This window comes from Aureimonas sp. OT7 (assembly GCF_014844055.1).
GTDB lineage: Bacteria > Pseudomonadota > Alphaproteobacteria > Rhizobiales > Rhizobiaceae > Aureimonas > Aureimonas altamirensis_A.
Genome location: NZ_CP062167.1, coordinates 2,817,728 through 2,832,574, shown reverse-complemented (window position 1 = coordinate 2,832,574; position 14,847 = coordinate 2,817,728). Strand labels below are relative to the sequence as shown.

General features: G+C 65.6%; 8 protein-coding genes. 5 read left to right on the top strand and 3 right to left on the bottom strand.

Annotated elements, in window-relative coordinates:
* The first annotated feature begins 14 nt into the window (after positions 1–14).
* Entirely contained in the window at positions 15–1,187 is a 1,173-nt protein-coding gene (locus tag IGS74_RS13515; RefSeq protein WP_192386806.1) for an aminotransferase class I/II-fold pyridoxal phosphate-dependent enzyme, read from the top strand.
* A gap of 76 nt (positions 1,188–1,263) precedes the next feature.
* On the opposite strand, the gene IGS74_RS13510 is transcribed toward IGS74_RS13515, so the two are convergent.
* Positions 1,264–3,969, bottom strand: coding sequence for a ribonuclease E/G (locus tag IGS74_RS13510; protein ID WP_192386804.1), 2,706 nt, complete (start codon positions 3,967–3,969; stop codon positions 1,264–1,266).
* 495 nt (positions 3,970–4,464) lie between these two features.
* Between IGS74_RS13510 and IGS74_RS13505 the strand changes: the two genes are divergently transcribed.
* From IGS74_RS13505 to prfB, 3 genes are all read left to right on the top strand, one after another.
* On the top strand, positions 4,465–5,622 hold the full coding sequence (locus IGS74_RS13505; protein ID WP_192386802.1) for an N-acetylmuramoyl-L-alanine amidase: 1,158 nt from the start codon (positions 4,465–4,467) through the stop codon (positions 5,620–5,622).
* A gap of 214 nt (positions 5,623–5,836) precedes the next feature.
* A complete protein-coding gene (locus tag IGS74_RS13500) occupies positions 5,837–8,248 on the top strand; it encodes a penicillin-binding protein 1A (protein ID WP_192386800.1) in 2,412 nt (803 codons plus the stop codon).
* 93 nt (positions 8,249–8,341) lie between these two features.
* Positions 8,342–9,470, top strand: a protein-coding gene (gene prfB, locus IGS74_RS13495; protein ID WP_192386798.1) for a peptide chain release factor 2 whose coding sequence is annotated in 2 segments (ribosomal slippage) — positions 8,342–8,410 and positions 8,412–9,470 — 1,128 coding nt in all. Because the reading frame shifts where the segments join, the coding sequence is not laid out codon by codon here.
* A 57-nt stretch (positions 9,471–9,527) separates the two neighbouring features.
* Here prfB and IGS74_RS13490 read toward each other — a convergent pair.
* Positions 9,528–10,004: a peroxiredoxin gene (locus IGS74_RS13490; RefSeq protein ID WP_039193537.1), complete on the bottom strand. Its 477-nt coding sequence runs from the start codon at positions 10,002–10,004 to the stop codon at positions 9,528–9,530.
* Between the two features lie 199 nt (positions 10,005–10,203).
* Here IGS74_RS13490 and IGS74_RS13485 point away from each other — a divergent pair, with 199 nt between their 5' ends.
* On the top strand, positions 10,204–13,560 hold the full coding sequence (locus IGS74_RS13485; RefSeq protein WP_192386796.1) for an AsmA-like C-terminal region-containing protein: 3,357 nt from the start codon (positions 10,204–10,206) through the stop codon (positions 13,558–13,560).
* On the opposite strand, the gene tyrS is transcribed toward IGS74_RS13485, so the two are convergent.
* The gene (gene tyrS, locus IGS74_RS13480) at positions 13,551–14,798 is read right to left on the bottom strand and encodes a tyrosine--tRNA ligase (RefSeq protein ID WP_192386794.1); all 1,248 of its coding nucleotides are present in this window, start codon (positions 14,796–14,798) and stop codon (positions 13,551–13,553) included. The genes IGS74_RS13485 and tyrS overlap by 10 nt on opposite strands.
* Positions 14,799–14,847: the final 49 nt, after the last annotated feature.

The window sequence follows — 14,847 nt, the reverse complement described above, 5'->3', positions numbered from 1 at the left end:
TTGTGAGGCTCTTGATGCATGCGAACCCCAATCCTTTCCCGTCCGCCCGCTCCGACGTGGCGCCCTTCCGGGCCATGGACGTGCTGGCCGAGGCAAACCGGCTGAAAGCGGGCGGAGCGCCCGTCATTTCGCTGGCGGTCGGCCAGCCCTCGGCGCCGGCGCCGGCCGTGGCGCTGTCCGCGGCACGCGACATGCTGCACCATGGCGTCGTTTCCTACACGGATGCGATGGGGCACTCTTCGCTGCGCGCCCGTATCGCCTCACACTATCGTGACGCCTATGGAGTGGAGGTGCCCGCCGCGCGCGTCATGGTGACGACGGGCTCATCCGCCGGCTTCAACCTCGCCTTCCTGGCCGCCTTCGATCCCGGTGCGCGCATCGCGATCGCTGCCCCGGGCTATCCGGCCTATCGCAACATCATGCGCGCATTGGGCATCGAGCCCGTCGAGATCGAGACCGGTCCACAGGACGGTTACGTGCTGACGGCGGCAAGGCTGGCGGCGGAGCACCGCAAGAGCCCGGTTCAGGGCGTCCTCGTCGCCAGTCCGGCCAATCCCACGGGCACGGTGACGCCCCGTGCGCAATTGCAGGCGCTGATCGAGTTCGCGGACAGCGAAGGCATCACGTTCCTCTCCGACGAGATCTACCACGGATTGGTCTATGGCGAGGCTGCCAGCTCGGCTCTCGAGTTTACCGACCGGGCGATCGTCATCAACTCGTTCTCCAAATACTATTGCATGACCGGATGGCGCATCGGCTGGCTCGTGCTGCCGGAGAGCCTGCGCCGCGCGGCCGAGCGGATCGGTCAGAGCCTCTATATATCCGCGCCGGAGGTTTCCCAGGTGGCGGCCGAAGCGGCCTTCGATGCGCGCGACGAGCTGGAAGGGGTTCGACGCATCTACGAGATCAATCGCCGGCTGATGATCGAGCGCCTGCCGCACATGGGCTTCTCGGGCATCGCGCCGATCGACGGCGCATTCTACGCTTATGCCGCATTGCCCGAGGGCTGGAACAGCGCCTCAACCTTTGCGCGAGAGCTCCTGCAGCAAGCCCATGTGGCCGTGGCGCCCGGCCTCGACTTCGACCTGGCCAAGGGAGAGGGCACCGTGCGCCTGTCCTATGCGGGCAACACGGCCGCGATGGAAGAGGCGCTGAACAGGCTGCAGGCCTTTATCGAAGGGCGATAAGCCCTACCGCCGGAATCGAAAACGCCGGCCACGCAAGTGGCCGGCGTTTCTGTATCGCGCTGATACCTTTCGGAGATCAGAAGAAGCTGCGGCGTGCCCACCAGCCTGTCCGCTTCGGCTTCTCGGCCGATTCGGCCGTCTCGCCATTATTGGTGACGACCGGCTTGGCCAACTCGGCAGGGGCCGCAGGCTCAGCGTCTTCTTCCGCCGTCTCGATGGCGTCTACCGGCGCCGCCGCGACATCCTCCGCGGAAACCGCGCCGTTGACGCCGTCCAGGGCGGCTTCTTCGGCGGCGGCCACGGTCTCCTCGTCGACGGCGTCGGGCGCGGCATCGTCGTCGGATGCCCTGGCAAACGGCTCGTCGGCGTTCTCGGCCACGATCACGCCGCTTTCCACCTCAGCGGCCAACGTGGCCGTGTCCTCGATCCGCTCCTGCGACCGGTCTTCGGAATCGGCGTCTTCCGCTGCGGCCTCTTCCGTTGCGGTGTCTTCCGTTGCGGAGTCCCGGCCACGACGACCGCCCCGGCGACCACGGCGGCGCCGCTTGCGGTCACCACCGTTTTCGTCTTCGGACGGCGCTTCGGCGCTTGCCTCGGACGCGACCTCGTCTTCATCGCCGTCATCGGTAGCGTCGTCTTCGCCGGCGTCGCCGGCGCGGCCATTGCCTTCCGCCAGGTCGCCTTCACCGCGCCGACGCCGACGCCGGCGCTTGCGGCGACGCGGCTCTTCACTGGTGTCACGGGCCTCGGTCGGCTCCGGGGCGTCCTGAACGTCCGGGGTCTCCTCGTCGACCATATCCTCGTCGACAGGCTCGACGGTCTGGGGCTGCACGACCTCGATGCCGATCTTGCGCGGCACTTCCGTGCCGTTCTCGATGGCGACGTGGGCGTGACCGTGGCCTTCCTCGGCCTGGATGCTGATATGCAGGCCGTGGTTGCGCTCGAGCTCGTCCAGCGTGTTGCGCTTTTCGTTCAGGATGTAGAGTGCGGTGGCGGTCGGCACCTTCACGATCACGTTGTGCGTGCCGTGCTTGAGGATATGCTCCTCGATGCTGCGCAGGACATGCAGCGCCATCGACGATGCCGAGCGGATGAAGCCGTTGCCGCCGCATGTGGGGCAGACCTGCATCGTGGATTCAAGCACGCTGGCGCGGATGCGCTGGCGGCTCATTTCCATCAGCCCGAAATGCGAGATGGTGCCGATCTGGATGCGGGCCCGGTCGTCCTTCAGGCAATCCTTGAGACGCTTCTCGACAGCGCGGTTGTTGCGCTTCTCTTCCATGTCGATGAAGTCGATCACGATCAGGCCGGCCAGATCGCGCAGGCGCAACTGGCGCGCCACTTCCTCGGCCGCTTCGAGGTTGGTCTGCAGCGCGGTATCCTCGACCGAATGTTCCCGCGTCGAGCGCCCTGAATTGACGTCGATGGCAACCAGCGCCTCGGTCTGGTTGATGATGATGTAACCGCCGGAGCGCAGGGTGACATTGGGCTGCAGCATCTTGTCGAGCTGCGCTTCGATGCCCTGCCGCGCAAAGATGGGCGTCGGGTCCTGGTAGCGCTGCACGACCTTCGCCTGGCTCGGCATCAGCATGCGCATGAAGTCCTTCGCCTCGCGGTAGCCGGCGTCGCCGGCAACGAGGATCTGGTCGATATCCTTGTTATAGAGATCGCGGATCGAACGCTTGATGAGGTTGCCTTCCTCATACACCAGCGCCGGTGCGGTGGAGGCGAGGGTGAGCGTGCGGACATTCTCCCACAGGCGCATCAGATATTCGTAGTCGCGCTTGACCTCGGCCTTGGTACGGTTGGCTCCGGCCGTCCGCAGGATGATGCCCATGCCGCGCGGCACCTCCAGGTCACGGACGACCTCCTTGAGGCGCTTGCGATCGGTCACGTTGGTGATCTTGCGGGAAATGCCGCCGCCGCGCGCCGTGTTCGGCATCAGGACGGAATAGCGGCCGGCCAGCGACAGATAGGTCGTCAGCGCGGCGCCCTTGTTGCCGCGCTCTTCCTTGACGACCTGCACCAGTAGGATCTGTCGGCGCTTGATGACTTCCTGGATCTTGTATTGCTTGCGCTGCGTGCGATGGCGCTCCGGGACTTCCTCCATCGCGTCTTCCGAGCCGATCTGCTCGGGCAGCGGAGCTTCGTCGTGGCTTTCGGCCTCGACCGGGGCTTCTTCGGTTTCACGCTCGGCCGGCTCGGCTTCCGCCGGCTTTGCTTCCTCGGCGGAGGCCACGGCTTCCGCGTCATTGGCGCTCTCGGCTTCCGGCTCGGCCTTCTTGCGGGTCGTGCGGCGGCGGCGCGCCGGCGCCTTCTTGGCAGGCTCCGCGTCTTCGGCGGCAGCCTCCGGCGTGTCGGAAGCGACCGGCTCGGAGATGCTGTCCTCTCCCTCGACGTCGGCTGCCTGGGCGGACTTCCGGCTGCGGCGGGGGCGCTTTGCGCCCGACTTCGGCTCGGGCCGCGGCTCGTCCGCGTCGTCGTCTTCGGAGACGCGGGCCAGTTCCTCTTCGATCAGCGCCTGACGGTCCGCCACGGGGATCTGGTAGTAATCGGGGTGGATCTCGCTGAAGGCGAGGAAGCCGTGGCGATTGCCACCATACTCGACGAAGGCGGCCTGCAACGACGGCTCGACGCGCGTCACCTTGGCAAGGTAGATGTTGCCCTTGAGCTGCTTCTTATGTTCGGATTCGAAGTCGAATTCCTCGATGCGGTTACCGCGAACGACGACAACGCGCGTCTCTTCCGGGTGAGACGCATCGATCAGCATTTTGTTGGCCATGGAATGTGCTTTCCCGGGCGATGGCCGCGCTGTCCGGTGCCGGCGGTTGAGCCGGCAGGGAGGGGGCAGGGCGGCGGCCCGTAAGGGTCGCGGCTCGGGGGCGCAGACAGGCGGCGGACGACGGCGACCGCTGTGGCGATCCCTTTTTCTCCGTCAGATGTCCGAGTTCTGCTGCCTGCACGCGTTGGCGACCTGAATATTTTCAGCAACTGGTCGCCTGGCGGCGACCGACGAATGTCGGCGCATCGGCGGTCATGTCCGCTTGTCCGCGCCGTATGGATGCTCCACCCCGCAAGCCGGGTGGAATGGATTTGTTACGAGACCCGCGGTCGTTGTGGCGGCTCCTTTAGCCTGCATACGCGACGAAGCTGTTCTGGGGCTTCGGTCGGTTCGCGGCACGGCCTGCACGCCTGTCCTAAAGTCTCAACTTTTGCTTTTACGGCGCGCTTGCGCCAGAAACAAGAGACCAGCCCATGAAAGTGCCAAGCCGCCCCGATGACGAAAATCTGGTCATGCCTGTTCCTCATCTTCGCGTGCCTGATGTGGTTGCCCGCTCCTGCCAATGCAACGTCGGTGGTCACGGGCATGACATGGTCGGGCACGGCCGACGAGGCGATGCTGTCCATCGAAATGACGGAGAACCCGAGCAACGCCGTGACGATTCTCGATGCACCACGAAGGATCGTCCTCGATCTCGACGACACCGTCCTGGCGTCTCCCATGCCCCCCGTGCCGGAAGGGTCGCTCATCGGCGCCGCCCGGGATGGGCTCGCGGGCGACGGACGCTATCGCATCGTGCTGGAGCTGTCGCAGCCTGCCCTGCCGCGGCTCGACGTGGCGGGTGGCGCCGCCGGAACCGTGCTGCGGCTCAGGTTGCGCACGGCAAGCGAGGACGCCTTCCGCGAGGCACTGGCATCGACGTCGGTTCCCGTCCGCGGCCGGGATGCCGCCGCCCGCCCGGCGCCCGGGCAGAAACCCTTCACCCTGGTCGTCGACCCGGGCCATGGCGGCATCGACAATGGGGCGACGGGCGTCGACGGGGTGCACGAGAAGGATATCAACCTGGCCTTCGCCCGCCGGCTGCGTGACGTTCTGGCAGGCCGCGACGACATAGCCGTGGTGCTGACGCGCGACGACGACCGCTTCGTGCCGCTGTCGGAACGGTCGGACATCGCCCGCCGGGCCTCCGCCGATCTGTTCGTCTCGATCCATGCCGATTCGATCGGCTATCCCTCGGTGCGGGGTGCAACCGTCTATACGCTGTCGGAGCGGGCGTCCGATTCCCTGGCGCGGGACGTTGCGCGCTCGGAAAACGCCGCCGATCGCTTCGCCGGTCCGGAATGGCAGCAGGATACGCCGGAGATCCACGATATCCTGATGGATCTGATGCGCCGCGAGAACGAAGTCCTGTCGGTCGGCTTTGCCGACGCCCTCATCGCCGACCTCAAGAAAGGGCAGGTCCGCACCATCAACAATCCCAGGCGCTCCGCAGGTTTCAGGGTGCTGCGGGCCCCCGACGTGCCGTCTGTCCTGTTCGAACTCGGCTATCTGTCGAATGCGACGGATGCGGAAGATGTCCAGTCGCCGCAATGGCAGGCACGGGTGGCCGATATCCTTGCCGGGGCGGTCTCGCGTTTTGCCGGCCGCGATTGAATGTGGCCTTCGCGTCACAACCAAGGGTTGCTCTGATGCAAATAAACCGGTGCAGTCGAAAGAGGGCATCGCAACATCGCCCCGCCTCATTTATAAATCATCCACTTAAGGCGCTCCCTGCGGCATGCCGACCCGGTTCCGGGCGGCCGGCGGAGCGGAAATAAGCCGGACAGCGTTCGATCGCCCGGCCAGATTTGTTTTCGGGGCTGAGCGCATGATCAGGCTGTTGGGCTATTTCTTCGGCATCGGAGCCGTTCTGGCGCTCATCGCCGCGGGGGCGGTCGCCATCTATATCGGTCGCATCGGCTCTGACCTGCCCGATTATCAGGTGCTGGCCCAGTACGAGCCGCCGGTCACCACGCGCATCCATGCTGACGATGGCAGCCTGATGGCCGAGTATGCCCGTCAGCGCCGGCTGTTCCTGCCCATCCAGGCCATTCCCAAGCGCTTGAAGGATGCGTTCCTGTCGGCCGAGGACAAGAGCTTCTACGAGCATCCCGGCATCGACATCGAGGGCGTCGCGCGGGCGGCCCTCATCTTCATGCGCGGCGGCCCCATGCAGGGCGGCTCCACGATTACGCAGCAGGTGGCCAAGAATTTCCTGCTGACCAACGAGCGGTCGATGGAGCGCAAGGTCAAGGAAGCGATCCTGGCCCTGCGCATCGAGCAGGCATTCTCCAAGGACAAGATCCTGGAGCTGTATCTCAACGAAATCTATCTCGGCATGGGCGCATACGGCGTCGCCGCCGCTTCGCTCGCCTATTTCGACAAGAGCGTGACCGAGCTGGAAATCCAGGAGGCAGCCTATCTGGCGGCGCTGCCCAAGGCGCCCGAGAATTACAACCCGTTCCGCAACCCCGACGAAGCGCTGGGCCGGCGCAACTGGGTCATCTCGCGCATGCTGGAAAACGGCGAGATCACCAAGGCCGAGGCGGACGAGGCTTCCGCCAAGCCGCTCGGCATCAATCCGCGCCCCACGGGCACCTATCTCGCCTCGGCCGAGTATTTCACCGAGGAAGTGCGCCGACAGATCATCACCGGCTACGGGGTCGACGCGCTCTACGAGGGCGGCCTGTCGGTACGCACCACGCTGGACCCGGAAATGCAGCTTTTCGCGCGGCGGGCGCTGCAGCATGCGCTGGTGGCCTACGACCAGCGCAAGGGCTGGCGCGGACCGGTGGAGCAGATATCGCTGACATCGGACTGGGCGGTCGCACTCGGCAAGGTCCAGGCCTTCTCCGACGTGCCGGAATGGCGCCTGTCGGTGGTGCTGGCCACCAGCGCCGATAGCGTCACCGTCGGGTTGCAGCCCAGGCGCGCGGTGTCCGGCCGGCTCGGCGACGAACGGGAAGTCGTGGAGCTTTCCGCCGGCGACATGCGCTGGGCGCTTGGCCGTCGCGCTGTCGCGGACGTCTTCACGACTGGCGACGTGGTCTATGTGGAGGCCAAGGCCGATGGCTCCGGCTACGTCCTGCGCCAGCCCCCGAAGGTCGAAGGCGCCCTGGTCGCGATGGACCCGCATACCGGCCGCGTGAAGGCGCTGGTGGGCGGCTTCTCCTATGCCGAATCGGAGTTCAACCGGGCCACGCAGGCTTTGCGGCAGCCGGGCTCCTCATTCAAGCCCATCGTCTACGCCGCGGCGCTCGACAATGGTTATACGCCCGCCTCGGTGGTGCTGGATGCGCCCATCTCCATCCCGGACGGCAACGGCAATATCTGGGAGCCGAAGAACTACGGCGGCAGCTATGCGGGCCCGTCCACCCTGCGGCTCGGCATCGAGCGCAGCCGCAACCTGATGACGGTGCGCCTGGCGCAGGACATGGGCATGGACCTCGTGGCGGAATACGCCAAGCGCTTCGGTGTCTACGACAAGATGGGCCAGTACCTGCCCATGGCGCTCGGGTCCGGTGAAACCACCGTGATGCGCATGGTGTCCGCCTATGCGGTGATGGCCAATGGCGGCCGCTCCATCGAGCCGTCGCTGATCGACCGCATCCAGGACCGGTATGGCCGAAACGTGTACCGCCACGACAACCGCCGTTGCGACAATTGCAACGACCGCGCCTGGGACAACCAGCCGGAGCCCGAGCTCGTCGATACCCGCGAGCAGGTGCTGGACCCGATGACGGCCTACCAGATCACTTCGATGATGGAAGGTGTCGTGCAGCACGGCACCGCAACCTCGGTAAAGGCCATCGGCCGTCCGGTGGCCGGCAAGACGGGTACGACCAACGACGTCAAGGATGCCTGGTTCGTCGGCTATACGCCCGACCTCGTGACCGGCGTCTACATCGGCTACGACAATCCGACCTCGCTTGGCGACAACGCGACAGGCGGCAGCCTCGCCGCGCCCATCTTCACCGAGTTCATGACCGAGGCGGTGAAGGATATGCCGGTCGCCGATTTCCGTATTCCCGACGGCATGACGCAGATTTCCGTCGACCGGCGCACGGGCATGGCGGCGGCGGCCGGTGGCGCCGGCACCGTGCTGGAGGCGTTCAAGCCCGGAACCGGTCCCTCGGACGTCTACAGCGTCATCGGCGAAGGTGCCGTCGGGGCGGTCGCGCCCGGCGTATCGCAGCGCGCCGAGGAGGCCATCGTGACCGGGCAGGGCGGCCTGTTCTGAGATCGCAGGTCCAGCCGGGTTTACAGCACCGCGCGGCATGCCTATGGTCCGCCGCGTTTTCCCACCCATGCAACGAATAACGAGGGTTGAGGCGTGAGAGCCGAGATCGAGACGATCGTCGACGAAATCAAGCAGGCCATAAGCCTGCTGAGGAGGCATCTTTGACTGGGACAAGTCCGTCAAGGAACTCGAGAAGCTGAACGCCAGGGCGGAGGATCCGTCGATCTGGGACAATCCCCAGGAGGCGCAGCGCCTGATGAAGGAGCGCCAGCGCCTGGATGACGCCATCGGAGGCATCCGCCGGCTCGAGCAGGCGTTGACCGACAACATCGAGCTGATCTCCATGGGCGAGGAGGAGGGAGACCCTTCCATCGTCGAGGAGGCCGAGACCGCGATTCGCGGTATGCAGCGCGACGTTGCCCAGCGGCAGATCGAGACGCTGCTGTCCGGCGAGGCCGATGGCAACGACACCTATCTGGAAGTGCACTCCGGCGCCGGCGGAACGGAAAGCCAGGATTGGGCCTCGATGCTGCTGCGCATGTATATGCGCTGGGGCGAGCGGTCCGGCATGAAGGTCGAGGTGCTGGAAGAGAATGCCGGCGAAGAAGCGGGCATCAAGGGCGCGACCATCCTTTTGAAGGGCCATAACGCCTATGGCCGCATGAAGGTGGAGTCGGGCGTGCACAGGCTTGTCCGTATCTCTCCCTATGACAGCCAGGCACGGCGGCACACATCCTTCGCCTCTGTCTGGGTGTACCCCGTGGTCGACGACTCGATCGAGATCGACGTTACGGAAGCCGATGTCCGCATCGATACCTATCGCGCCTCCGGCGCGGGCGGCCAGCACGTCAACACCACGGATTCCGCGGTGCGCATCACGCATCTGGCCACCGGCATCGTGGTGCAGTGCCAGAGCGAACGCTCGCAGCACAAGAACCGCGCGACGGCGTGGAACATGCTGCGCGCCCGCCTGTATGAGGACGAGCTGAAGAAGCGGGAAGAAAAGGCCAATGCAGCTGCCGCTTCCAAGACGGAGATCGGCTGGGGGCACCAGATCCGCTCCTACGTGCTGCAACCCTACCAGCTCGTCAAGGATCTGCGCACCGGGGTAGAGCATACGACCCCGCAGGAGGTGCTGGACGGCGACCTCGACGAGTTCATCGAGGCGGCCCTGGCCCATCGGGTCTTCGGCGGCGACGCCAAGGTGGAAGACGTCGAATAACGCAGGCCGCCTCAGTGGATAGCCAGGCGAGCGGCCCCGCAGGGGGCCGCTCTTTTTTTATCGGTGCCCCAGCGCCCGCGCGGCTTCCAGCACCTCGGCCGCGTGGCCCTTGACCGATACTTTGGGCCAGGCGCGGACCAGCTTCGCATCGGCATCGAACAGGTAGCTGGCGCGCTGTACGCCCATGCTGCGGCGTCCATAGTTGAGCTTTTCCACCCATAGTCCCAGCGCGCCGATCAGGCTCCGGTCTTCGTCCGACAGGAGGCGCACCGAAAGCCTGTGCTTGTCGCGGAAGCGGCAGTGCTTCTGCACCGTGTCCGGCGAAACGCCGAACACGGCAACGCCCGCCGCCTCGAACTCCGGAAGGAGGGCGGTGAAATCCAGCGCCTCGGTCGTACAACCCGGCGTATCGTCCTTCGGATAGACATACAGCACGAAGGGCCGCCCCTTCACCGTGTCGAGCGTAACGATGGTGCCATCTTCGTCCGGCAGCGAAAACTGGGGGCAGGGCGTGCCTGCGGCAATGTTGAACATCGGATGAGCCTTCCTTTCGGCTTAAAGGCGTGGAAAACGGATTGACCTTGGAGCATGCCGGTCATGTTCTGAAAAGGAGTGGAGAGATCCGCGCCGACGCCACTGACAGGGTAGGAATGAACTCGACCGCCGACGCCATGTTCCGCCATCTCGACGCTGCCTGCGCGAAGCGGCGCCGCTGCGCATGCGGATGACGCCGATGCGTCGCCTGGCCGGCGCCATCGCAAGCCTTTTCCTGCTTCTGGTCGTCGCTGTCGGCGGGATCGTCATATTCCTGCTCGGGACGACGCCGGGCCAGGATCTTGTCCGCTCGCGGGCGGAGATGGCACTGGCCAACTTGATGGGGCCCCGCTTCGTCACAAGGCTCGGCGAGCAGACATATCAGCTACGCCGGGACGGATCGCTTGCCGTCACCTGGAGCGACGTCAGCATGGCGCTGAAGGAGGATCCCTCCGCCCGAAGCGAGATCGATCATTTCGGGGTGGCGGTGCGGCTGGTGCCGCTGATCTCAGGCGGCGGGCTCGAGTTCGGCCGCTTCGAGGTGTCCGGCGCCCGGATCGATCTCAATGCGTTGATCCTGCCGCCGACGGAAGATGCGCGCGAGCCGGCGCCGCCCGAAGTCGCGGCGCCGAATGCCGAAGCCGTCGAGGCCGATCCGCCGCGCACGCTCCTGGCCCGTACGGCCGGCGGCATCCTGCAGAATGTCGAACGTCATCTGGGGGTTCTGCGCTCGTTTCATTTCGATACCGTGGCCTTCAACGATATCTCCATCACCGGAATACCGAGGCTCGACGGCTCCGGCGACGAGTTGCATGTCGACTTCGCGGAACTGCGCCGCAGTGACGTGGGTGCCCTGCAACTGGTGACCCGCTTCGACCTTGATGGCCTGCCCGTCTCCATGGCCGGCGACGCCGAATTCTCGGAAGAGACGGGTCTGCTCAGCCGCCTGAACCTTGGCTCTGGCCGTATCCAGGTGGCGGATGTCTTTCCGCCGGCGCCCGAGGAGGATGCGTTCGACGAGCGGCCATTCGGCGCCGATTTCCCGCTGGAGTTGTCGATCGGGATGAGCCGCGCTTCGGCCGGCGCGCCGTTGCAGGCCGATGCCTCGGTCAGGCTGGGAAAGGGAGCCCTGCAACTCGGCCTCAACCGTACCGAAGTTGAGGCGGTCGAGCTGAATTTGCGTTATCGCAGCGATACCGAAGAGATCGAGCTGCTGGCGAGCCCGATGGCGTTTCGCGACGTGTCGTTTACCGCACTCGGCACGATCGAGGCAGCCCCGGCCGGGCAGGGCCTATCGCTGGATCGGCTTGCCTTCCGGCTGCGTACGCAGGATCTGACATCCACGGTCGGATCGGGCGGCGAGCATCACGGCAAGCTTGCCGTCAGCGGCATTTTCGACCCCGGCGCCCGGCACCTGGAACTCAGCGAGGGGCGGCTGGAGACGGACGAGGGGGTGTTGAGCGCCTCAGCCGAGTTCGGCTATGGCGCGCCGGAAGCGATGACGCGTCTCGACGTATCGTCCGAGCGCATGGGCGTCGCCTCCGTCAAGGCTTTCTGGCCCTTCAACATCGCCGGCAGGGCGCGTCATTGGGTGATCTCCCATATGGGCGACGCGGCGCTGGCCACCAATGCGCGCATCCGCATCGACGCGCGGCTCGACCGGCTGGGCAGCGCCTTCGGCAAGCTCGGCGCCGCGCGGCCCGACGAATTCACCATCGACCTCGATATCGACAATGCCGACCTTTCGACCGTCGGCTCGTTGCCGGGGCTCTACAACGCCAATGGTCGTCTTGAGACACGCGGCAGCACCACCAGGGTAATGGTGGCCGATGCGATGGTGGACGGACTGCCGGAAATCACCCTATCGGATTCCACTGTCGAGCTGTCCAAGCCCCGCACGGGATATCGCCGCGATCTTCTGGTCGACCTGTCGATCAAGGCCGCAGGCAGTGTGCCGCAGCTTCTGGATATCGCGGCGCGGCCACCGTTGAATGCCCTGCGCGCACTGGATATCGAGCCACGGGAGGCCAGTGGGACCGGTTCCGTCGCCGCCAATGCCAGGTTGCGCGTGGGGCGATATGTCGAACCGTCGAACCAGCTTCTGAACTGGGCCGTCGAAGCCAGGATCGACGGTGCCAGCCCGGGGTCGCCCATAGAGGGGCGCCGCTTCGAAGGCATGACCGGCAGCTTTTCGATCAAGCCGGGGCTGGTCACCGGACGCTTCGACGCCCGGATGGATTCGATCCCCAGTACCGTCGATCTTTCCATCCCCTTCGGTGAAGAGCGGACAGGCAGCCGCCGCATTGCCGTGGCAATGCAGATGAACGACGAGCGCGTGTCGCAGGTCGTGCCGGCGCTGGCAGGCATCATCAATGGTGATTTCACCCTGAACGCCGAGCTGTCGGACGGGCCGACGCGGCTCAGCGCGGACCTGACCAACAGCGCGCTGCAGATCCCGACCGTGGCGTGGAGCAAGGGCAAAGGCGTTGCCGCCAGCCTGAAGCTGTCGATGGTCGAAACCGGTGACGCGACACGCCTCGACGATATCCGCCTGGAAGGGGAAGGCTTTTCGGCGGTGGGCTCGGCTGTGACGGATAAGGCGGGGTTGCGCTCGGCCGACCTGTCGCAACTGGCGCTCAATTCGGGCGACAAGGCGCGCCTGAAGGCGCGACGGACGGATGCCGGCTACGCCATCGACGTTTCAGGCGAGAAATTCGACGCCCGCGCGATCCTGCAGGACCTGAAGTCCACGGCGGGGCAGGACAGGACGGGCAAGCGCGCGCGCGGATCGCTCGATATCGTCGCCAATGTCGACAGGTTGGGCGGTTTCAATGGTGTCGCGCTGCAGAACTTTGCGATGAACTATGCCAGCCGCAACGGGCGGCTGACCGGCCTGTCCCTATCGGCCATTGCCGGTGACGGGCAGATCGCCGGCGACCTTTCCAAGCGCAACGGCCAGGACGCGATCAGCCTCAGCAGCGCCAATGTCGGCGCGCTCCTGGCGTTCTCGGGGCTCTACGCGAACATGAAAAGCGGCGGCGCGCTGCTGGAACTGTCGGGCACGACGGACAGCGGCTATGCCGGCCGGCTGCAACTGCGCGACTTTACCCTTGTCGACGAGCCACGGCTGGAGCGCATCGTCGGGTCTACGCCCGTGCAAGGCCAGTCGAGCCTGTCGCAGGCATTGGGGCAGGACCTGCGGACGAGCCAGGCCTATTTCGACCAGGCGTCGGCGCAACTGTCCTATGCCGGTGGCGCGTTGCGCGTGTCCAACGGCATCGTGCGGGGGCCTGTGTTCGGCTCCAGCTTCGAGGGGCAGCTCTACGACCGGCAGAGCAGGATCGACATAACCGGTTCCTTCATGCCGGCCTACGGCATCAACCGCGTCTTCGGAGCCCTGCCGCTGGTGGGGCAGATCCTGGGCAATGGCAACGAGGGCGGCCTCATCGGCATAACCTACCGGCTGTCCGGGCCGTTCGGCTCTCCGACACTGACGGTCAACCCGATCTCGTTGATCGCGCCCGGCATCTTCCGGCAGATCTTCTCCTACGAGTGATCCGGCCGCACCAGAACGTGCTTCTTGCGGCCGAGGGACAGCTTGATGACGCCGCCGGCAAGGTCACCATCGCCGATGCGGGCCTTGTCGTCGGCAACGGGCTGGTCGTTGACGCGCACGGCCCCGCCCTGGATATGGCGGCGGGCCTCTCCGTTGGAGGTCGCAAGCCCGGCCCGCACCAGTGCCGTCAGGATGCCGACCCCTTCGGACAGCTCGTTGCCGGATACGGAGATGGTCGGCAGGTTTTCGGCAAGCGCGCCTTCCTCGAAGGTGGCGCGCGCCGTCTCCTGCGCCTCTTCAGCCAGCGTACGGCCATGGCAGAGCGCCGTCACCTCCGTCGCCAGGACCTTCTTGGCCTCGTTGATCTCCGATCCGCCCAGCGCGGCCAGACGCGCGATCTCGTCCATCGGCAGTTCGGTGAACAGCTTCAGGAAGCGCTCCACGTCGCTATCCTCGGTATTGCGCCAGTACTGCCAGAACTCGTAAGGGCTCTTCATGTCGGCGTTCAACCACACCGCGCCGCCGGCGGTCTTGCCCATCTTGGCGCCGGACGAGGTCGTCAAGAGCGGCGAGGTGAGGGCGAAGACCTCGCCCTCGGCGGTGCGGCGCGTCAGCTCTATGCCGTTGACGATATTGCCCCACTGGTCCGAGCCGCCCATCTGCACGCGGCATCCGAAGCGACGGTACAGTTCCACGAAATCGTAGGCCTGCAGGATCATGTAGTTGAATTCGAGGAAAGAAAGGGATTGGTCCCTGTCCAACCGCTGCTTGACGCTCTCGAACGACAGCATGCGGTTGACCGAGAAGTGGCGTCCGTAATCGCGCAGGAAGTCGATGTACTGCAGCTTGTCGAGCCATTCCGCATTGTTGACCATGCGGGCAGGGCCATCGAAATCGAGATATTTGGCGAAGACGCCCTTGATGCCCTCGAGGTTGCGGGCAATGCCCGCCTCGTCCAGCAGCGGGCGCTGGTCGTCCCGGAAGCTCGGGTCGCCGATGCGGGTGGTGCCGCCGCCCATGAGCGCGATCGGGCGGCCGCCCGTCTTCTGCAACCAGCGCAGCATCATGATCTGCAGCAGATGGCCGACATGCAGCGAGGCCGCCGTTGCATCGTAGCCGATATAGCCGGTCAGCCCGCCCGCAAGCGCAACCTTGTCGAGCCCCTCCATGTCGGAGCCCTGATAGATAAAGCCGCGTTCCGAAAGCGTGTTCAGGAAGTCGGACTTGAAACCGGTCATAATGAGATCATTCCAGAGTGTGGGACAACGATGCTTGGGCCCGGCCAGG